This window comes from Kingella denitrificans ATCC 33394 (genome assembly GCF_000190695.1).
GTDB classification, from domain to species: Bacteria; Pseudomonadota; Gammaproteobacteria; order Burkholderiales; family Neisseriaceae; genus Kingella_A; species Kingella_A denitrificans.
Map to the genome: position 1 here is coordinate 1,843,202 of NZ_GL870929.1, position 18,142 is coordinate 1,861,343.

Sequence of the window (18,142 nt, forward strand, 5' to 3'; positions counted from 1 at the left end):
TAATGTGCAGGCTGCTTTTGGGGTCAGCGTGCCGTTGCCGAGCGAATCAGCATTTGCGTGCCGAACCAGCCCCAATAAATGCGGTGGTGCACAATTTTACCGCCGCGGATGTCCATCAGTTCCAAAATGTCCACTTGGTCGCCTTCGGGCGTTTGGCGCGGATATTCCCACACCAGCGTGTTGCCCGACACAAAATGCGTGCCGTCGCGATACCAGCGTACCAGTTCGTTCGGGCGGCGGCGCGTGCCTTCTTCCAGAAACGCCAGAATTTCCGCCTTGCCGCGCAAAATGCCGCTGTCCCGTTGCAGAATCACGGGGACGAGCGGGCTTTCCAGCACGGCGTGCTCGTCATACAGCGCGATGAGCCGTTCGGTGTCGCGTGTTTTGGCAAATTCGTGCCAGTCGCGATAAATGCGTTCAAAATCGTTCATGATGGTTGCCTTGAAAACGGCGGCTTCATGTGCAGGCTGCTTTTGGACGGTTGGAAAGCAGCCTGCACGTTCGCATGCCGATGGTTAAAACGCTTCGCCCACTTTCACGCCGCCCTGCGTGTCTTTCGGGCTGGCCAGTTGCGCGGTCAATGCTTGGGCGGCGCGGAATTCGTCGCTTTCCATCATGGCTTGCGCTTCGGCGGCGGAAACAGTGCAGGCCATGTTTTGCCAGCGTGCCGCCAGCGCATCGTTGTGCGGGGCGGTGAAATTGCGGCGCAGTTCATCGACCAAATCAGGGCGGTTGCACACCAGCACGATGTCGCAGCCTGCTTCGAACGACAGGCGCGCCCGTTCGCGGATGCCGCCGACACCGCACGCGCCTTCCATGGTCAAATCGTCCGAAAAAATCACGCCGTCAAAGCCCAGTTGGCCGCGCAACACGGTTTTGAGCCAGTATTCGGAGAAGCCTGCAGGCTGCTTGTCGATATTCGGATACACCACGTGGGCGGGCATCACGGCCGCCATGCCCTGTTGCGCCAATGCGGCAAAGGGGGCGATGTCGTTGCGTTGCAGTTCGTCCAGGCTGCGGCGGTCTTCGGGCAGGACGTGGTGGCTGTCGCCTTCCACAAATCCGTGTCCGGGGAAGTGTTTGCCGCACGATTTCATGCCGCCGCGGTTCAGGCCGCGCTGCAAGGCGAGTGCCAGTTCGGTGACGATGTCGGGGCGGCGGTGGAAGCTGCGGTTGCCGATGACGGCGCATTGCCCCCAGTCCAAATCCAGCACGGGCGTGAACGATAAATCCACACCGCAGGCGGCCAATTCGGCAGCCAGCACCCAGCCGATTTGTTCGGCGGCGCGTTTGGCGGTTTCCGCGCCGTCTTGGTCCCACATTTCGCCCAGCACGTTCATGGCGGGCAGGCGCGTGAAACCGTCGATAAAGCGTTGGACGCGGCCGCCTTCGTGATCGACGGCGATGATGAGTTCGGGTGTGCGCAGGGCTTTGATGTCGCGGCAAAGCTGTTTGAGCTGTTCGACATTTTGGAAGTTGCGGCGGAACAGAATCACGCCGCCGACGGCCGGGTCGAGCAGGCGTTGGATGTCGTCTTCGCTTAATGTGCAGGCGGCGATGTCGGCCATGACGGGGCCGCGCGGAAGGGTGTGTGGCATGGGGTTTCCTGTGTGTGGTTTGAGGGTTGTCGGAAAGTGCAGGCTGCTTTTTAAGGCTGCGGTTCGGTGATGGCGAGCTGCCGTTTTGCCACCATTTTGCGTTTGTAGTGCGGATTGCCGGCGCGCACGCTGCACGGCAGGCACAGGCACATGGCGTTGTCGCGGCTGCGGGCGAACTGGTTGTCCCGCCGGCGCAGGGTGGCACGGGCCAGCGTGATATTGCGGCTGCAAAAGGCGCATTGGCGGTTCTGCCGGTCCCAAGTGCTTTGCTTGATGGCGGTGTATTGCGCGAAATAGGGCTTGGTCCACCAATACAGCGCTTCCAGCTCGTCTTTGATGTGCGCCGGCACGGGCAGATTGCGGATTTGCGCCACGTTCGGCAGGTGCGAATCTTTGGCCAGATTGCAGTGCTTGTGCACGACAAACAAGTTGGCCGGGCTTTCCAGCCGTTCTTCCAGCTCCGGATTGGGCAGCCATTTGTAGATGGCGCGCGGCAGGAAATGCTCCAACGACCAATGTGCAGGTTGCTTTTCAATCATTTTGCGGCAAATAATGCAGATTCCCTGCGTTTTTTCGTACGTTTTAATTTTCAGGTTAAGGGATTTGCTCATAATTCGGTCTGCAAAGCTTGTGCGGCGGAGGAATCCGTCCGCGTTGTTTATTGTTATAGTGGATTAAAATAAAAATGAGACAAGGCGGCGAGCCGCAAGGCGTACAAGTAGTACGTCAAGGCGAGCCAACGCCGTATCATTGCGATTTTAATCCACTATATTTCGGGCGGCGGAAAAAGCAGCCTGCACTTGCGCGGCCGTTTTCCTTTATTCCGGCAAAGAGGGCAGTTTACCAGCCATTCCCCCCTGTTGTCTTTGCGGCAGCGCAATCGGTATGCGCCATTCTTCCGACGGGTAGTCGCCGTATACGGAAAACATGATGGCGTTGTTTTCGGGGTCGTAACTCAGTTGGCGCGACGGGCTGCTGTGTTGCGCAAGGATTGCGGGCAATTCGGCGGCGCGCCGGTGTTCGGGCAGCCGGTATAAGGCGAGGGCGGCCTGAAAAGCGCGCTGCTGCATGTGCGTGTCTTGCAGGCGGTGGGCATAAGAAGCGAAATCGGCACTTTCTGTATAGGTAAGTGTGCAGCCCACCAAATTGCGCAGGCAGGAGAAGCTGCCGTATTTCCGCCACGGGTCGGGTGAAGGGTCGGCTTCGGGCGGCGTGCGGACGGGAAGGTCTTTGGCAAAGGCTTGCCGCGCAGGTTCTTCGCAGGCAAAGGCGAGTTGTCGGGCGGCCAGCGTTTTCGAGTGTTCGGCCGAGAACAGGACGGGCACGAGCCACGCAGGCATTTCTTCGCGCAGTTGGGACGGATGGTGGGCAATGTTGGCCGCTATGTAATGATATTCGAACTGTATGGTGCGGCAGAAGTTTTCCGCATGGTCGGCGGAGGGAGCGAACGCATCGGCACAGTGTGCAGGCAGCTTGCCGGCCCATTGCGGCTGTTCGGCCAGCATGTCGGCGGCAAGCTTTGTGTTTTGCCGAACCATAGCAGCGCCAACCATGGTGGAAATGAGCCCGCCGCGCGATTGTTGCAGCGTTTTGCCCGTGCGGATATTGCGGCAGATTCGGGCAAATGCGGCTTCGGATTTGCCGTCCAGCCAATCCACGGCGGCAGGTGTTGTCTGGTAAAAGAGATATTGGTATTTTGGAAAGGCGTCGGTCACAATGTCTAGGATGCGCACGTCCAAATTGTGGTATTGCGACACGCGGTCGGCATTGGCAAAGAGTTTGGCATGCTGCGTCACCGCCGCACGGTAGGCATCGGCGTGGTCGCGCACGTTTTGCAGGCAGCCTGCCACGATTTTCCATTCCTGGAATTTGGGAGCGCAGCTCAGTGTTTGGTCTTCGCCGTCCGAAATCAGTTTGCGGCGGCGGAGGCTTTCCGGCAGCTTGTCGTCCGCAGGCATGTGGTTGCCTAGCTGTGCCATGATTTGGCGGCGTTCGGCGGCATCGGGAATATCGTAAGGCAGCAGCCACAGCACATCCGACCCTTCGCCGTCGCCGCGCGGTGCTTCGCTTTGCAGCAGGCGCAGGGCAGGTTCGGCGGCACGGTTATCGCGCTGCACGGACAGTAAGGACAGGATGACAACCATGAGCAGGATGGCTGCAATCGTGGTCAGTAGGATTTTCATTTTTTTCATATGCTTATGAATGTGTTTCGGATTGCCGATGGTGTTCAGGCAGCCTGCAAACGGTGTTCGCCATGCCGTGCAGGCTGCTTTGCTTACGGCTAACCGAAGTTGTGATACACCAACGCGCCCACTCCGATACTAATGCCCAGCCACACCAGCAGCTTCAATTCCGCCCATGCGTCTTCCCAGTATTTCCCGCGAAACATGCTGACGATGTCGGGTATGAGCCAGAATTTTACGCATTCGAGAAAGTCGTCCCAGTCTTTAAACAGCAACATATACAGCAGCACGGCGGTAAGCAGCGCGGCGGCAATGGCAAAAATCATGATTGTCCTCCTTTTGGAAGTGAAAGTGTGTTGATGGGATGTTTGATGTGCAGGCTGCTTTTGGGGCGTTTTATCGCATTGAAAAGCAGCCTGCACTGGCTGAGTGTCAAACGGATTAAGGCGGTTGAGGAAATTCTCAACCGTTGAACGAGAAGGGCATTGGATGATGAGATACCGGGTGATTTGTTTTTAGCGGCGCACGCCAATAGCATTTAAGCATTGCGTTTGAAGTACGAATGCAAGGGCATCACAAATCATTCATCAATAACCTTTTTTAAATAGCGGTATTGGTTGCAGGCTTCTTGAACTCCACGATTACATGCTGTACCGAACCATTCCTTGCTAAGATGCAAATCTTGGTGCACACCTTGTCCGTTGTGATACATCCCACCCAAATGATATTGGGCATCGGCATTCCCCTGATCCGCCGCTTGGCGATACCATTTGACTGCTTCGGCATAGTCTTGGTGCACGCCGCGTCCGTTGTCATACAGCAAACCTAGATTATATTGAGCTTTGGCATTCCCCTGATCCGCCGCTTGGCGATACCATTTGACTGCTTCGGCATAGTCTTGGTGCACACCTTGTCCGTTGTCATACATCGCCCCCAAATTAAATTGGGCTTCGGCAAACCCCTGCGCTGCCGCCTGGCGATACCATTTGACCGCTTCGGCATAGTCTTGGCGCACGCCTTGTCCGTTGTGATACATCTCACCCAAATGATATTGGGCTTCGGCATCCCCCTGTTCCGCTGCTTTACGATACCATCTGACTGCTTCGGCATAGTCTTGGCGCACGTTGCGTCCGTTTTCATACAGCAAACCTAGATTATATTGAATTGCGGCATTTCCCTGTTCCGCCGCTTTGCGATACCATCTGACCGCTTCGGCATCATCTTGGCGTACACCAAGTCCATTCTCATACATTGCCCCCAGATTAATTTGGGCTTCAGCATGTCCCTGCTCCGCCGCTTGGCGAATCCATCTGAGCGCTTCGGCATAGTCTTGGTGCACGCCAGATCCGGTGTAATACAGCATACCCAGATTATTCTGGGCTGCGGCAACCCCTTGTTCTGCCGCTTGGCGAATCCATCTGAGCGCTTCGGCATAGTCTTGGCGTACGCCTTGTCCGTTGTAGTACATCAAACCCAAATTAAATTGGGCATCGGCAACCCCCTGTTGCGCCAACTGCCGGGTTTGCCGGAAATCCGATGCGTCATCCGCCCAAACTGCCTGATTCAAACCCAACGCCAGCAATGCGGCTGCCATTAATTTTGTCAAATGCTTCATTTTAATTCTCTTATATTTTGAAAATGTTAATGGATAGGCGCGTTGTATGTGCCCGAAATCTTCGTGCCGTCTGAAAAACGGATTTCATTCCCTGCATTTCATGGCGGGTTATTTTTTCCCACCGTTGGGATTCCTGCCTGCTGCGCCCTAACCCGCAAAACGCCTGTGCGCAACCTGCGTCATGCTCTTGTTTGGCACAGAATTCGGTTTATGCGTTCTTTTGTGATGTGCAGGCTGCTTTTGGGGCGTTTCATTGCATTGGAAAGCAGCCTGCACTGGTTGAGGGTTGAGCGTCAAACGGATTAAATCGGTTGAAGAATACCCTCAACCACTGGACGAGAAGGGCATTGGATGATGCGATGCCGGGTGATTTGTTTTTAGCGGTGCTCGCCAAAGCATTTAAGCATTGCGCTTAAAGTGCGAATGCAAGGGCATCACAAATCGTTCAATAGCCGGCTTTCAGGCGTTGATAATTGTCGCAGCCTTTTTGGTATCCGTTTTGACAAGCCTTACCAAACCATTCTTGGGCAAGGGTGCGGTCTTGGCGCACACCCCGTCCACTGTAATACATTATGCCCAAATTGTATTGGGCTTGGGTTAACCCCTGCGCAGCTGCCTGCCGAAACCATTTAACCGCTTCAGTATCATCTTGGCGCACACCACGTCCGTAGGCATACATCACACCCAAATTATATTGGGCTTGGGGGAACCTCTTCTCAGCTGCCTGCCGAAACCATTTAACCGCTTCGGTATCATCTTGGCGCACACCGCGTCCGTAGGCATACATTGCACCCAAATTATATTGGGCTTCGGCGTACCCCTGTTCCGCCGCTTTACGAAACCATCTGAGCGCTTCGGCATAATCTTGGCGCACGCCATGTCCGTTGTCATACATCACCCCTAGATTATTTTGAGCTTCGACATTCCCCTGTTCCGCCGCTTTACGATACCATCTGAGTGCTTCGGCATAATCTTGGCGCACGCCAGATCCGTTGTAATACATCACCCCCAGATCATTTTGGGCTTCAGCATACTCCTGTTCAGCCGCTTGGCGATACCATCTGAGTGCTTCGGCATAATCTTGGCGCACGCCATCTCCGTTGTCATACATCGCACCCAAATTATATTGGGCTACGGCAACTCCCTGTTCAGCCGCTTTACGAAACCATCTGAATGATTCGGCATAGTCTTGGCGTACGCCATATCCGTTGTAATACATTACCCCCAGATTATTCTGGGCTTCGGCATATCCCTGCTCTGCCGCTTTGTGAAACCATCTGAACGCTTCAGCATAGTCTTGGCGCACGCCATCTCCGTTGTCATACATCGCACCTAAATTAAATTGGGCTTCGGCATGTCCCTGCTCCGCCGCTTGGCGATACCATCTGAATGCTTCAGCATAATCTTGGCGCACGCCGCGTCCGCTGTCATACATCGCACCCAAATTAAATTGGGCTGCGGCATGTCCCTGCTCTGCCGCTTTACGATACCATCTGAGCGCTTCGGCATAATCTTGGCGCACGCCATCTCCGCTGTCATACATCGCTCCCAGATTATTTTGAGCTTCGGCATTCCCCTGTTCCGCCGCTTGGCGATACCATTTGACTGCTTCGGCATCGTCTTGGTGCACGCCATGTCCATTGCCATACATTGCACCCAGATTATTCTGGGCTTCGGTATGTCCCTGCTCCGCGGCTTTCCGATACCATCTGAGTGCTTCGGCATAATCTTGGCGTACGCCGCGTCCGTTTTCATACAGCAAACCTAGATTATTTTGGGCTTCGGCATTCCCTTGATCCGCTGCTTGGCGATACCATTTGACCGCTTCGGCATAGTCTTGTTGTACATCTTGTCCGTTGTAGTACATCGAACCCAAATTAAATTGGGCTTCAGCATGTCCCTGCTCTGCCGCTTGGCGATACCATCTGAGCGCTTCAGCATAGTTTTGGCGCACGCCTTGTCCGCTGTCATACATCGCCCCCAGATTATTTTGGGCTTCGGCATCCCCCTGTTCCGCCGCCTGCCGATACCATTTGACCGCTTCGGCATAATCTTGGCGCACGCCGCGTCCGGTTTCATACATCACACCCAAATTATATTGGGCTTGGGCAAACCCCTGTTCTGCCGCCTGCCGATACCATTTGACCGCTTCGGCATAGTTTTGGCGCACACCATATCCCTTGTCGTACATCACACCCAAATTGGATTGGGCTTCGGCATCCCCCTGTTCCGCTGCTTGGCGATACCATTTGACCGCTTCGGCATAGTCTTGGCGTACGCCATATCCGTTGTCATACATCAGACCCAGATTATTTTGGGCTGAGGCATCCCCCTGTTCCGCCGCTTGGCGATACCATTTGACTGCTTCGGCATAGTCTTGGCGTACGCCTTGTCCGTTGTAGTACATCAAACCCAAATTAAATTGGGCTTCGGCATCCCCCTGTTCCGCCAACTGCAGGGTTTGCCGGAAATCCGATACGTCATCCGCCCACACTGTCTGATTCAAACTCAACGCCAGCAATGCGATTGCCAGTAATTTTGTCAAATGCTTCATTTTAATTCTCTTATAGTTTTTAAAACGTTAATGGATGGGCACGTGGTATGTGCCCGAAATCTTTGTGCCGTCTGAAAAACGGATTTTATCCCCTGCATTTCATGGCGGTTATTTTGTCCCACCGTTGAGATTCCTCCCTGCTGCCGCCCCGACCCGCAAAACGCCTGTGCGCAACCTGCGTCATGTTTCTGTTTGGTACAGAATTCGGTTTATGTGTTCTTTTGCGATGTGCAGGCTGCTTTTGGGGGCGTTTCACCACATTGAAAAGCAGCCTGCACAATATTCAGTTTCTTGTTCTTCTTATATATTCCAATAAGGTCAGTATCATTGTTAAACAGAAAGAACCTATCATGCCCATCCAGGCGACATAATAAAAATCGTTGATATTAAAGCCATCTGGTAGTTTATAGTCATTAACGACCCATACGATTAACATGCCGGTAAACAAAAAAGCGATTGAGGATATCAAGAATATATATATTGCAACCATCGCAATGGGTAATTTGCAGCGTTTTTGCATAGTAATTCCAATCTTTATCCGTTGTTTAATTCAACAATAATAGATTTCTGTAATTTTATCAGTATTCCATACCAACTGCTGTTGGAACAGAAAACATTACCCTGCCAAACCGATTTGCCAAGAATTTACCAGTATGCCTTTGTATTTCGAATGAATGACGAATTCCGAATCGTTTATCCATTGGAAATCCAGCCGGTAGATTTCATCCATATTTGACGGCGGCCACCATGCCAATTCCCCTTTGTATTGGATATTCTTTTTTCTATCCGAAACCTGCCAAGAAATCTTCAAATGTGAAAAATCGCAATACGCAAATACCGATAAATACTGTTTTTTATTGGGGCTGAGTTTGTTTTTTCTTAATTGCCGATAAAAAATCAAATCGGAATTCAAGCATTGCCCGTATGCCGTTTCCAGCGGTTCCGTATCCCACCCGTAGCGGGCCGCCATATCCAACATGCCCGCATGGATAATGTCTAATTGCATTGCAGCCTTATCCGCACGATTCAGTGATACATATTTATCAAAATCAAATAACTGGTTGGTTTCCCCGCATCCGACAATGTCTTCTATTTTTTGAAAATCTTCCTGTTTCTCGTGAAGATAGATAATACATTTTCTTATTTTTCGGCTATCAAATTGGGGTAGGGCGGCCAGATAGCATTCGGGAACGGCATACAGTTCTTGTGCGATATCAGCAAATTTGGCCATATCCTTATACCGCAAATCAATTTCGTTAATCATCACCGTTTCCTATGATTGCCAATGTGTTCTTTTGCGATGTGCAGGCTGCTTTTGGGGGCGTTTTACCGCATTGAAAAGCAGCCTGCACTGGTTGAGCGTCAAACGGACTAAGGCGGTTGAGGCAATTCTCAACCGCTGGACGAGAAAGGCATTGGATGATGAGATGCCGGGTGATTTGTTTTTATCGGCGCTCGCCACGCCTGTCGTTATATATCGTGTCCAACAAGACTTGAGCTGGGGCAAACCCCTGTTCTGCCGCCTGCCGATACCATTTGACGGCTTCGGCATCATCTTGGCGTACTCCTTGTCCGTTTTTATACATCGCGCCCAACAAGACTTGGGCTGGGGAATATCCCTGTTCTGCCGCCTGCTGAAACCATTTGACGGCTTCGGCATCATCTTGGTGCACACCACGTCCGGTTACATACATCACGCCCAAATTGGTTTGGGCTGGGGCATCCCCCTGCGCTGCCGCCTGCCGATACCATTTGACGGCTTCAGCATCGTCTTGGCGAACTCCTTGTCCGTTTTCATACATCGTACCCAAATTATATTGGGCTTGGGCAAACCCTTGCGCTGCCGCCTGCTGAAACCATTTGACTGCTTCTGCATCATCTTGGCGCACGCCGCGTCCATTGCTATACATCAGACCCAAATTATATTGGGCTGAGGCAACCCCCTGTTCCGCCGCTTGGCGAAACCATTTGAATGCTTCGGTATAGTCTTGGCGCACGCCTTGTCCGTTGTCATACATCACACCCAAATTGGATTGGGCTTGGGCAAACCCCTGTTCTGCCGCCAGCCGATACCATTTGACCGCTTCGGCATCATCTTGGCGTACACCGCGTCCGTTGTAATACATCACGCCCAAATTGGATTGGGCTTCGGCTAACCCCTGCGCTGCCGCCTGCTGATACCATTTGACCGCTTCGGCATCGTCTTGGCGCACGCCTTGTCCGTTTTCATACATCACGCCTAAATTGGATTGGGCTGGGGCATATCCCTGTTCTGCCGCCAGCCGATACCATTTGACCGCTTCGGCATCATCTTGGCGCACGCCTTGCCCGTTTTCATACATCATGCCTAAATTAAATTGAGCTTGGGCATTTCCCCGTTCTGCCAACTGCAAGGTCTCCCGAGAGTTCGATACGTCATTTGTCCATGCCGCTTGGTTCAAACCCAAAGCTGACAATACGGCTGCCAGTAATTTTGTCAAATGCTTCATTTTAATTCTCTTAATGGTTTTTAAAACACTAATGGATGGGCGCTTCGTATGTGCCGGAAATCTTCGTGCCATCTGAAAAACGGATTTTATCCCCTGCATTTCATGGCGGCTATTTTGTCCCGCCGTTGGGACTCCTTCCTGCTGCTGCACCAACCCGTATAACGCCTGTGCGTAATGTGTCTATTTCTGTTTGGTACAGAATTCGGTTGATGCGTTCTTTTGCGATGTGCAGGCTGCTTTTTGGGTGGCGTTTTACCGCATTGAAAAGCAGCCTGCACTGGTTGAGCGTCAAACGGACTAAGGCGGTTGAGGAAATTCTCAACCGCTGGACGAGAAGGGCATCGGATGATGAGATACCGGGTGATTTGTTTTTATCGGCGCTCGCCAATAGCATTTAAGCATTGCGCTTGAAGTGCGGATGCAAGGGCATCACAAATCGTTCAATAGCCTTTCTGATTTAAATAGCGGTATAGGTCGCAACCTACTTGAATTCCACCATCACATGCTTTACCGAACCATTCCTTGCTAAGATGCAAATCTTGGCGCACACCTCGTCCGGTGAAATACATCGCACCCAGATTATATTGGGCTGCGGCATACCCCTGTTCCGCCGCCTGTCGATACCATCTAATCGCTTCGGCATCATTTTGGCTCACACCATATCCGGTGGCATACATCGCACCCAGATTATATTGGGCTGCGGCATACCCCTGTTCCGCTGCCTGGCGGAACCATTTGCCCGCTTCGGTATAGTCTTGGCGTACACCGCGTCCGGTGGCATACATCGCACCCAGATTAAATTGGGCTTCGGCATACCCCTGTTCCGCCGCTTGGCGATACCATCTGAGCGCTTCGGCATCGTCTTTGCGCACGCCTCGTCCTTTGGCATACATCACACCCAGATTATTTTTGGCTTGGGCAACCCCCTGTTCCACCGCCTGGCGATACCATTTGAGCGCTTCGGCATAATCTTGGCGCACGCCATCTCCGTTGTCATACATCACACCCAGATTATATTGGGCTTCGGCATGCCCCTGTTCCGCTGCTTGGCGATACCATCTGAACGCTTCGGCATAATCTTGGCGCACACCTTGTCCGTTGTCATACATCAGACCCAAACTAAATTGGGCTTCGGCAACCCCTTGTTCCGCTGCTTGGCGATACCATTTGACCGCTTCGGCATAGTCTTGGCGTACGCCTTGTCCGTTGTAGTACATCCAACCTAAATTATATTGGGCTTCGGCATTCCCCTGTTCCGCCAACTGCAGGGTTTGCCGGAAATCCGATGCGTCATCCGCCCAAACTGCCTGATTCAAACCCAAAGCCAGTAATGCGGCTGCCAGTAATTTTGTCAAATGCTTCATTTGAATTCTCTTATAGTTTTTAAAACGTTCATGGATGGGCACGTGGTATGCGCTCAAAATCTTCGTGCCGTGCCGTCTAAAAAACGGATTTCATTCCTATTGTTTCATGACGGTTATTTGTGTGCAGCCTGCACTTTCAGGCAGCCTACTTCGCCCCCTTAAACCCGCGCTTCAAATGTACCATCAGCAACGCCACTGCCGCAGGCGTTACGCCGGAAATGCGGCTTGCTTGCCCGACGGTTTCGGGTTTGTGCTGGTTGAGTTTTTGCTGCACTTCGGCGGATAAGCCTTTGACTTTGCTGTAATCAATGTTTTCAGGTAGCCTCAAGGTTTCCAAATCGCGGCGGCTGTCGATTTCTTCGTTTTGGCGGTCGATATAGCCTTGGTATTTGACTTGGATTTCGACTTGTTCAATCACGTTTTCAGGCAGCCTGCACTCGGGTTGTGCGCCTTCGAGCGTCATTAGTGCGGTGTAGTCGAGGTTCGGGCGGCGCAGGAGGTCGTGCAGGTTGGCTTCACGGCTGAGTTTTTGTCCGAACACGCGGATTTGTTCGTCTTCGGCGAGTTTTTGCGGCGTGTACCACGTTGTTTTCAAACGTTGGATTTCGCGTTCGATGGCTTCGCGTTTTTCGTTGAACATGCGCCATTGCGCTTCACCCACCAAGCCGATTTTGTGACCGTCTTCGGTCAGGCGCATGTCGGCGTTGTCTTCCCTGAGTTGCAGGCGGTATTCGGCGCGGCTGGTGAACATGCGGTAGGGTTCGTTCACGCCTTTGGTGATGAGGTCGTCCACCAATACGCCGAGATAGGCTTGTTCGCGGCGCAGCAGGAGCGGGTCTTGTCCGCGGACGTATTGCACGGCATTCGCGCCTGCGAGCAGGCCTTGTGCGGCGGCTTCTTCGTAACCGGTCGTACCGTTGATTTGTCCGGCGAAGAAGAGGCCTTGGATGGTTTTGGTTTCGAGGCTGGCTTTGAGGTTGCGCGGGTCGAAGTAGTCGTATTCGATGGCGTAGCCTGGGCGCAGGATATGAGCGTTTTCAAGGCCTTTCATGCTGCGCACGAGCGCGATTTGGATGTCGAACGGCAGGCTGGTGGAGATGCCGTTGGGGTAGTATTCGTTGGTGGTCAGGCCTTCGGGTTCGAGGAAAATCTGGTGGCTGTCTTTGTCGGCAAAGCGGTTGATTTTGTCTTCAATAGACGGGCAGTAGCGCGGGCCGACGCCTTCGATTTTGCCGGTGAACATGGGGCTGCGATCGAAGCCTGAACGGATAATGTCGTGTGTTTTCAAATTGGTATGCGTAATCCAGCAGGACACTTGGCGCGGGTGCATTTCGGCGTTGCCGCGCACGGAGAAGACGGGCACGGGCGTGTCGCCGGGCTGTTCGGTAAGTTGGGAGAAATCAATCGTGCGCCCGTCGATGCGCGGCGGCGTGCCGGTTTTCAGACGGCCTTGTGGCAGGTTCAATTCGCGCAAACATCCGCCCAGCGATTTGGCGGCGGGGTCGCCGGCGCGGCCGCCTTCGTAGTTTTCCAAACCGATGTGGATTTTGCCGGACAAAAACGTGCCTGCGGTCAGCACGACGGCGCGGGCTTTAAATTCCACGCCCATCGCGGTGATTACGCCTGAAATGCGGTCGCCGTCGAGCGTTACGTCGTCAACCGACTGCTGGAAAAGCTCCAGATTTTCTTGGTTTTCCAGCATTTCGCGGATGGCGGCTTTATACAGGATGCGGTCCGCCTGCGCGCGCGTGGCACGCACTGCTGCGCCTTTGCTGGCGTTCAGACGGCGGAACTGGATGCCGGATTTGTCGGTGGCCAATGCCATCGCGCCGCCGAGCGCGTCGAGTTCGCGCACTAAATGGCCTTTGCCGATGCCGCCGATGGAGGGGTTGCACGACATTTGTCCGAGCGTTTCGATGTTGTGTGTGAGCAAAAGCGTCTGCGCGCCCATGCGGGCGGCGGCAAGCGCGGCTTCCGTGCCTGCGTGGCCGCCGCCGACGACGATGACGTCGTAGGTTTTGGGGTAAATCATGTGGGTTTCGCGTGTGTTATTGAAATGGTCGGAATTATACGCGATTTGCGGCAAAGCAGCCTGCACTTTGATTTTGAAGGTGCAGGCTGCTTTTTTGCGCAGACTATGGTTGTGCCGTGCCGTTGCCGCCGCATGCCTGCCAGGCCTGCAAAATCAGTTCGGGGCGGTTCGGGCGCAGCAGGTCGGCATCGGAGAGCATCCGCCGCCACACGCGGGCTTTGGGCAGGCCGTGCAGTAGCCCCAGATAGTGCCGCGCCATGTGCCGCAGGATGGTGCCTTGGTTTTTGGATAATTGCTGTTGCGCGTATTCGTATAAACGCTGCACGATTTCGTCGCGTTCGGGTGCAGGCTGCTTTTCGCGGTAGAACAGGCGGTCCCAATCGTGCATGACAAACGGGTTGTGATAGGCTTCGCGCCCCACCATCACGCCATCGACATGCTGCAAATGCAGGGCGATGTCTTCATTGGTGCGGATGCCGCCGTTGATGATGATTTCCAAGTCGGGAAATTCTTGTTTCAGGCGGTACACCAGTTCGTAGCGCAGCGGCGGCACTTCGCGGTTTTCTTTGGGCGACAGGCCGTCCAGCCAGGCATTGCGCGCGTGGACGACAAACGTGCGGCAGGGCGTGTGGCGCACCAAATGGCCGACAAAGTCTGCCAGCGGCGCGTATTCGGTTTGGCGGTCGATGCCGATGCGGTGTTTGACGGTTACGGCGGTGTCGGGCGCGGCATCCTGCATGGCGTTTAGGCAGTCGGCCACCAGCGGCGCGTCCAGCATCAGGCATGCGCCGAATGCGCCTTTTTGCACGCGGGGGCTGGGGCAGCCACAGTTCAGGTTGATTTCGTCATAGCCGTATTCGGCGGCTTTGCGGGCAGCCTGCGCCAAAAGGTTCGGTTCGCTGCCGCCCAGTTGCAGGGCGACGGGGTTTTCGCATTCGTTGCGCGCCAAAAAGCGGTCCGGGTCGCCGAACACAATCGCGCCTGCGTTCACCATTTCGGTATAAAGCCAGGTGTGGCGGGTGATTTGCCGTGCCATGTAGCGGTAGTGGCGGTCGGTCCAATCCAGCATGGGGGCGACCGAAAGCGTGTGTTTGGGGAGGGTGTTCATAAGGCTGTGCGGTGGTGGAAACGGGTGGGCATGATAAAGGAGTTGCGCGCTTTGTGCAAAGCAGCCTGCACTTGGGCGGGGCATCGGGATTTTGCAGGCTGCTCCTTTTCTGTGGGAAGAGGAGAGGGCTTTGGGGTCTTGCTGCAAACTTGGGTGCAGGCTGCTTTTTAGAGTGGGTATGGCGGCGATACGCCATGTCCTGCCGTTGCATTTGCCGCTGCCTGCGGGGAGGTGGGGTGCAGGCTGCTTTTGATGTTTCAGGCGGATTCAAAAGCAGCCTGCACTCCTCAAATTCAAGGTGCAGGCTGCTTTTTGGTTTTTGGCATGGCGGCTACACCAATCCGGCGGCGTGAAAGAATGCGCGGTAGGCTTCGGCTTTTTTGGCCAGCGCCAACGGATAGGCGCGCGATGTGGACGGCAGCCGCGTTAGTTGCAGGCTGCGTTCGCCGCAGGGGTAGGGCACGGTTTCGCCCGTTTTGGGCAGCTTGGTTTTTTGCGGCAGCTTGCCGATAAGGATTTCCGTGGCTTTGCCGCCGGTGGTGCCGATGCGCGACACTTGCGGCATTTGCGCCAGCACGGCGGGTAAATCCACGCTTTCGACAACGTGCAGGAATTCGTCCGAAGCATTGCCGTGCATGCGGACGGCTTTGAACACGGTGGGGCAGGAGGCGATGCCGCGTTCCCACAGGAAAGCTTTGATTTTTTCGGCATCGAACGCTTTGCCCGATGCGGCGATGAAATGCGCGGGGTCGTTGAAAAAGACGATGCCGTACACGCGCCACATGTCGTTTTGGAAATTGGGGTAGTGAAACGCCATGGCGCGTTTGTCGGGCGGCGGCGGGAACGTGCCCATCAGCATCACGGTGGCGTGCGGCGGCAGCACGGGCGGATAGGGCAGGGTTTCGATGATTTGGGTGTTCATGGGATTCGGTTTTGGGTTAGGCGGTTGGGTGCAGGCTGCTTTTGCTTTGCCGTGTGGAAACGGGGATTGTACTGCCGATTTAAACGGAATGATACCGTGCAGGGTATTTGAATCGGCCATAAAAAAGCAGCCTGCACATCAGAATTGAACGTGCAGGCTGCTTTTTGCATAAGGCAAACTGTTTATAAGGCCACGCCGGCAAATAAAAACATGCTCAATGCAAACAGCACGAAAATCCCAATGGCCCATTTTGCCGATTCAAGCTGCCATTTACCCATGTCCACCCCCGTTTGCTGCAAGAGCAGATAAATAAAGCCGACCAATGGGCTGAGCAGGTGGAATGCCTGCCCAGCGGTGGAGGCAAGGGCAATGTCCAGCGCGCTGAAACCGTTGCGCAGCCCCACTTCGTTCAACACGGGCAGCACGCCCAAATAAAAAGCATCGTTGCTTAAGAAAAAAGTGCCGGGCACGGAGAGCAGCGCTACAATCAATGCCCAATGGCTGCCGAACCGTTCTGGAATCAGCGTGGCAAGCGAATGCCCCATTGCCTGGTTCATGCCGGTGCCGGACAACACGCCCATGAACACGCCTGCCGCCAGTACCATGAAAATGACCGGAACGGCGGCGGCGCCATATTTTTCCACAATGCGCCGCTGGTTCACGGGGCGCGGATAGTTCACGGTCAGGGCAATCGCCAATCCGGTGGCGAAAATCAATGCGGCGTGGATTTTAGGCAAACCGAACATGCCGCCGAAAATCAGCTGAATCATCAGAATGGCGGTTAAGATAAAGTTGAACCACACCATTTTGGGGCGCGCCAAATCTGCGTCTTCACGGTATTGTTCCGCCATAATCGCCGCCAGTTCTTTGTGGGTGAACTCGCGGATGCCCAAGCGTTTGCGCTCCTGCATGCCGCGGATGACTGCCACGGCGATGACCCAAACCGAAGCCATGACCATGCCCGGAATCAGCAGGCGCATCAATTCGCCTTCGTCCACGTTCAGCGCGGTGATGATGCGCGCGGTGGGGCCGCCCCAAGGCAGCAAATTCATGATGGAATTGGACAAAATCACAATCACTGCCAAATCCATCATTTTCATGTTTAATTTTTTATACACGGGGATTAGCGCAGAACAGACGACCAGCGTGGTGGTGGAGCCGTCGCCGTCCACGGAAACTGTCAAAGCCAGCAAGGCCGTGCCCACCAGTACTTTCAGCGGGTCGCCTTTAATCACTTTCACGATGAAATTGACCGCCGGATTGAACAAACCCGCCGTGAGCATCATGCCGAAATACAGGATGGCGAACAGCAGCATCAGCGCCGTGCCCGCCACGCCGTTAATGTCCAGTTTTGCATTGCCAATCATGCCGGCAATGGCGAATTTGGGGATGTCCGATGCCGTGTAACCGAATTCGCCGAACCAGCCCGTGCCCAGCCCTACTGCCAAAGGCACGAGCACGAGCGCGGTGAACGGTGGGGCTTTGCGCGTCATAATCAGCAGCATGAAGCCTGCCACAATCAAAACACCGAATAGTGCCAACATAAAATCTCCGTTTCTTATTCTTGAGTGGTTGCAAATACGTTAAGCAATTTAAATTTCACGTTGGGATTTGTAAAATCCAATGTTGTGATGATGGGAATTTGTTTTTTTGATTGGCGCGGTGCAGGCTGCTTTTTCGGACATAAAAAAGCAGCCTGCACATTCACAAAACGAAGTGCAGGCTGCTTTTCAGCCCCTCATTCCACCGTAATCTCACACTCACATTCCACTTCGAAATTCAACGAATTGGCGATAAAGCACAAACGGTGCGCTTCGTGGTGCAGGGCTTTGGCTTGTTCGATGTGCTGCGCTTGGGTGATGGTAACCTGCGGGCGCAGTGTGGCTTTGACGAATCTGCCCGGCTGCGTGCGGCTGCCTTCGTCCATCACGGCTTCGGCGTGGTCGGTGTAGGCGGTAACGGTAATGCCTGCGGCGCTGCACAGGTGCAGGTACCAAAGTTTGTGGCAGGCGGAAACGGCGGCCAGCAGCATGTCTTCGGGGTTGTGGCGGTGTTCGTCGCCGCGAAAGGCGGGGTCGGACGAGCCAAATAGATCGGGTTTGCCGGCGATTCGGACGGTGTAATCACGCGAATAGGCGGTGTAGGACGATGTGCCGCTGCCCAAGTTGCCCGTCCATTCGACGGTGGCGAGGTAGGTGTGTTGTTTGCTCATGGGTGTCTCCTTGTGGCTTGGTGGTTTTGCTGCGTTGAAACTGCGCTTTGCAGGCAGCCTGCACG

General features: G+C 54.2%; 17 protein-coding genes. 2 read left to right on the forward strand and 15 right to left on the reverse strand.

Features of this window, described 5'->3' with window-relative positions; genetic code table 11:
• Nucleotides 1-23: 23 nt before the first annotated feature.
• The 6 genes from HMPREF9098_RS09160 to HMPREF9098_RS09185 all read right to left on the reverse strand — a co-directional run bounded on the left by HMPREF9098_RS09160 (nucleotide 24) and on the right by HMPREF9098_RS09185 (nucleotide 5,396).
• Nucleotides 24-431, reverse strand: a complete 408-nt coding sequence (locus HMPREF9098_RS09160) for a nuclear transport factor 2 family protein (RefSeq protein ID WP_003784163.1) — start codon at nucleotides 429-431, stop codon at nucleotides 24-26.
• 84 nt (nucleotides 432-515) lie between these two features.
• A complete protein-coding gene (nagZ, locus tag HMPREF9098_RS09165; RefSeq protein WP_003784164.1) occupies nucleotides 516-1,598 on the reverse strand; it encodes a beta-N-acetylhexosaminidase in 1,083 nt (360 codons plus the stop codon).
• 50 nt (nucleotides 1,599-1,648) lie between these two features.
• Nucleotides 1,649-2,209, reverse strand: a complete 561-nt coding sequence (locus tag HMPREF9098_RS09170) for a hypothetical protein (protein ID WP_003784165.1) — start codon at nucleotides 2,207-2,209, stop codon at nucleotides 1,649-1,651.
• A gap of 207 nt (nucleotides 2,210-2,416) precedes the next feature.
• Nucleotides 2,417-3,790, reverse strand: a complete 1,374-nt coding sequence (locus tag HMPREF9098_RS09175) for a hypothetical protein (RefSeq protein ID WP_003784167.1) — start codon at nucleotides 3,788-3,790, stop codon at nucleotides 2,417-2,419.
• 89 nt (nucleotides 3,791-3,879) lie between these two features.
• Entirely contained in the window at nucleotides 3,880-4,107 is a 228-nt protein-coding gene (locus HMPREF9098_RS09180) for a hypothetical protein (protein WP_003784168.1), read from the reverse strand.
• Nucleotides 4,108-4,361: 254 nt separating this feature from the next.
• Nucleotides 4,362-5,396 carry an SEL1-like repeat protein gene (locus tag HMPREF9098_RS09185; protein WP_003784169.1) on the reverse strand — a complete coding sequence of 345 codons (1,035 nt, stop codon included), beginning with the start codon at nucleotides 5,394-5,396 and terminating at the stop codon, nucleotides 4,362-4,364.
• A 48-nt stretch (nucleotides 5,397-5,444) separates the two neighbouring features.
• On the opposite strand from HMPREF9098_RS09185, the gene HMPREF9098_RS11820 reads away from it, so the two are divergent.
• Entirely contained in the window at nucleotides 5,445-5,702 is a 258-nt protein-coding gene (locus HMPREF9098_RS11820; protein ID WP_147285375.1) for a hypothetical protein, read from the forward strand.
• 139 nt (nucleotides 5,703-5,841) lie between these two features.
• On the opposite strand, the gene HMPREF9098_RS12405 is transcribed toward HMPREF9098_RS11820, so the two are convergent.
• From HMPREF9098_RS12405 to HMPREF9098_RS12410, 3 genes are all read right to left on the reverse strand, one after another.
• Nucleotides 5,842-7,950 carry an SEL1-like repeat protein gene (locus HMPREF9098_RS12405; protein WP_003784171.1) on the reverse strand — a complete coding sequence of 703 codons (2,109 nt, stop codon included), beginning with the start codon at nucleotides 7,948-7,950 and terminating at the stop codon, nucleotides 5,842-5,844.
• A 616-nt stretch (nucleotides 7,951-8,566) separates the two neighbouring features.
• Nucleotides 8,567-9,214: a hypothetical protein gene (locus tag HMPREF9098_RS09200; RefSeq protein WP_003784175.1), complete on the reverse strand. Its 648-nt coding sequence runs from the start codon at nucleotides 9,212-9,214 to the stop codon at nucleotides 8,567-8,569.
• A gap of 181 nt (nucleotides 9,215-9,395) precedes the next feature.
• On the reverse strand, nucleotides 9,396-10,439 hold the full coding sequence (locus HMPREF9098_RS12410) for an SEL1-like repeat protein (protein ID WP_040564915.1): 1,044 nt from the start codon (nucleotides 10,437-10,439) through the stop codon (nucleotides 9,396-9,398).
• Between the two features lie 35 nt (nucleotides 10,440-10,474).
• Between HMPREF9098_RS12410 and HMPREF9098_RS11825 the strand changes: the two genes are divergently transcribed.
• Nucleotides 10,475-10,837, forward strand: a complete 363-nt coding sequence (locus tag HMPREF9098_RS11825; protein WP_147285374.1) for a hypothetical protein — start codon at nucleotides 10,475-10,477, stop codon at nucleotides 10,835-10,837.
• A gap of 42 nt (nucleotides 10,838-10,879) precedes the next feature.
• Here HMPREF9098_RS11825 and HMPREF9098_RS09215 read toward each other — a convergent pair whose 3' ends face one another.
• The 6 genes from HMPREF9098_RS09215 to HMPREF9098_RS09240 all read right to left on the reverse strand — a co-directional run bounded on the left by HMPREF9098_RS09215 (nucleotide 10,880) and on the right by HMPREF9098_RS09240 (nucleotide 18,077).
• Nucleotides 10,880-11,803 (reverse strand): SEL1-like repeat protein, encoded by a 924-nt coding sequence (locus HMPREF9098_RS09215; RefSeq protein WP_040564419.1) that lies wholly within the window; start codon nucleotides 11,801-11,803, stop codon nucleotides 10,880-10,882.
• Nucleotides 11,804-11,948: 145 nt separating this feature from the next.
• Nucleotides 11,949-13,835 (reverse strand): tRNA uridine-5-carboxymethylaminomethyl(34) synthesis enzyme MnmG, encoded by a 1,887-nt coding sequence (mnmG, locus tag HMPREF9098_RS09220; protein ID WP_040564916.1) that lies wholly within the window; start codon nucleotides 13,833-13,835, stop codon nucleotides 11,949-11,951.
• 103 nt (nucleotides 13,836-13,938) lie between these two features.
• A complete protein-coding gene (gene dusA, locus HMPREF9098_RS09225; protein WP_040564420.1) occupies nucleotides 13,939-14,943 on the reverse strand; it encodes a tRNA dihydrouridine(20/20a) synthase DusA in 1,005 nt (334 codons plus the stop codon).
• Nucleotides 14,944-15,274: 331 nt separating this feature from the next.
• Nucleotides 15,275-15,865: a hypothetical protein gene (locus tag HMPREF9098_RS09230; protein ID WP_003784188.1), complete on the reverse strand. Its 591-nt coding sequence runs from the start codon at nucleotides 15,863-15,865 to the stop codon at nucleotides 15,275-15,277.
• A 182-nt stretch (nucleotides 15,866-16,047) separates the two neighbouring features.
• On the reverse strand, nucleotides 16,048-17,409 hold the full coding sequence (locus HMPREF9098_RS09235; protein ID WP_003784191.1) for a CitMHS family transporter: 1,362 nt from the start codon (nucleotides 17,407-17,409) through the stop codon (nucleotides 16,048-16,050).
• A gap of 194 nt (nucleotides 17,410-17,603) precedes the next feature.
• Nucleotides 17,604-18,077, reverse strand: a complete 474-nt coding sequence (locus HMPREF9098_RS09240) for an OsmC family protein (protein ID WP_003784197.1) — start codon at nucleotides 18,075-18,077, stop codon at nucleotides 17,604-17,606.
• Nucleotides 18,078-18,142 lie beyond the last annotated feature (65 nt).

Bases quoted from the DNA above. Each gene is read 5' to 3' on its own strand.
- HMPREF9098_RS09160 (WP_003784163.1), bottom strand. From the start codon at position 431: ATGAACGATTTTGAACGCATTTATCGCGACTGGCACGAATTTGCCAAA.
- nagZ (WP_003784164.1), bottom strand. From the start codon at position 1,598: ATGCCACACACCCTTCCGCGCGGCCCCGTCATGGCCGACATCGCCGCC.
- HMPREF9098_RS09170 (WP_003784165.1), bottom strand. From the start codon at position 2,209: ATGAGCAAATCCCTTAACCTGAAAATTAAAACGTACGAAAAAACGCAG.
- HMPREF9098_RS09175 (WP_003784167.1), bottom strand. From the start codon at position 3,790: ATGAAAAAAATGAAAATCCTACTGACCACGATTGCAGCCATCCTGCTC.
- HMPREF9098_RS09180 (WP_003784168.1), bottom strand. From the start codon at position 4,107: ATGATTTTTGCCATTGCCGCCGCGCTGCTTACCGCCGTGCTGCTGTAT.
- HMPREF9098_RS09185 (WP_003784169.1), bottom strand. From the start codon at position 5,396: ATGAAGCATTTGACAAAATTAATGGCAGCCGCATTGCTGGCGTTGGGT.
- HMPREF9098_RS12405 (WP_003784171.1), bottom strand. From the start codon at position 7,950: ATGAAGCATTTGACAAAATTACTGGCAATCGCATTGCTGGCGTTGAGT.
- HMPREF9098_RS09200 (WP_003784175.1), bottom strand. From the start codon at position 9,214: ATGATTAACGAAATTGATTTGCGGTATAAGGATATGGCCAAATTTGCT.
- HMPREF9098_RS12410 (WP_040564915.1), bottom strand. From the start codon at position 10,439: ATGAAGCATTTGACAAAATTACTGGCAGCCGTATTGTCAGCTTTGGGT.
- HMPREF9098_RS11825 (WP_147285374.1), top strand. From the start codon at position 10,475: ATGGGCGCTTCGTATGTGCCGGAAATCTTCGTGCCATCTGAAAAACGG.
- HMPREF9098_RS09215 (WP_040564419.1), bottom strand. From the start codon at position 11,803: ATGAAGCATTTGACAAAATTACTGGCAGCCGCATTACTGGCTTTGGGT.
- mnmG (WP_040564916.1), bottom strand. From the start codon at position 13,835: ATGATTTACCCCAAAACCTACGACGTCATCGTCGTCGGCGGCGGCCAC.
- dusA (WP_040564420.1), bottom strand. From the start codon at position 14,943: ATGAACACCCTCCCCAAACACACGCTTTCGGTCGCCCCCATGCTGGAT.
- HMPREF9098_RS09230 (WP_003784188.1), bottom strand. From the start codon at position 15,865: ATGAACACCCAAATCATCGAAACCCTGCCCTATCCGCCCGTGCTGCCG.
- HMPREF9098_RS09235 (WP_003784191.1), bottom strand. From the start codon at position 17,409: ATGTTGGCACTATTCGGTGTTTTGATTGTGGCAGGCTTCATGCTGCTG.
- HMPREF9098_RS09240 (WP_003784197.1), bottom strand. From the start codon at position 18,077: ATGAGCAAACAACACACCTACCTCGCCACCGTCGAATGGACGGGCAAC.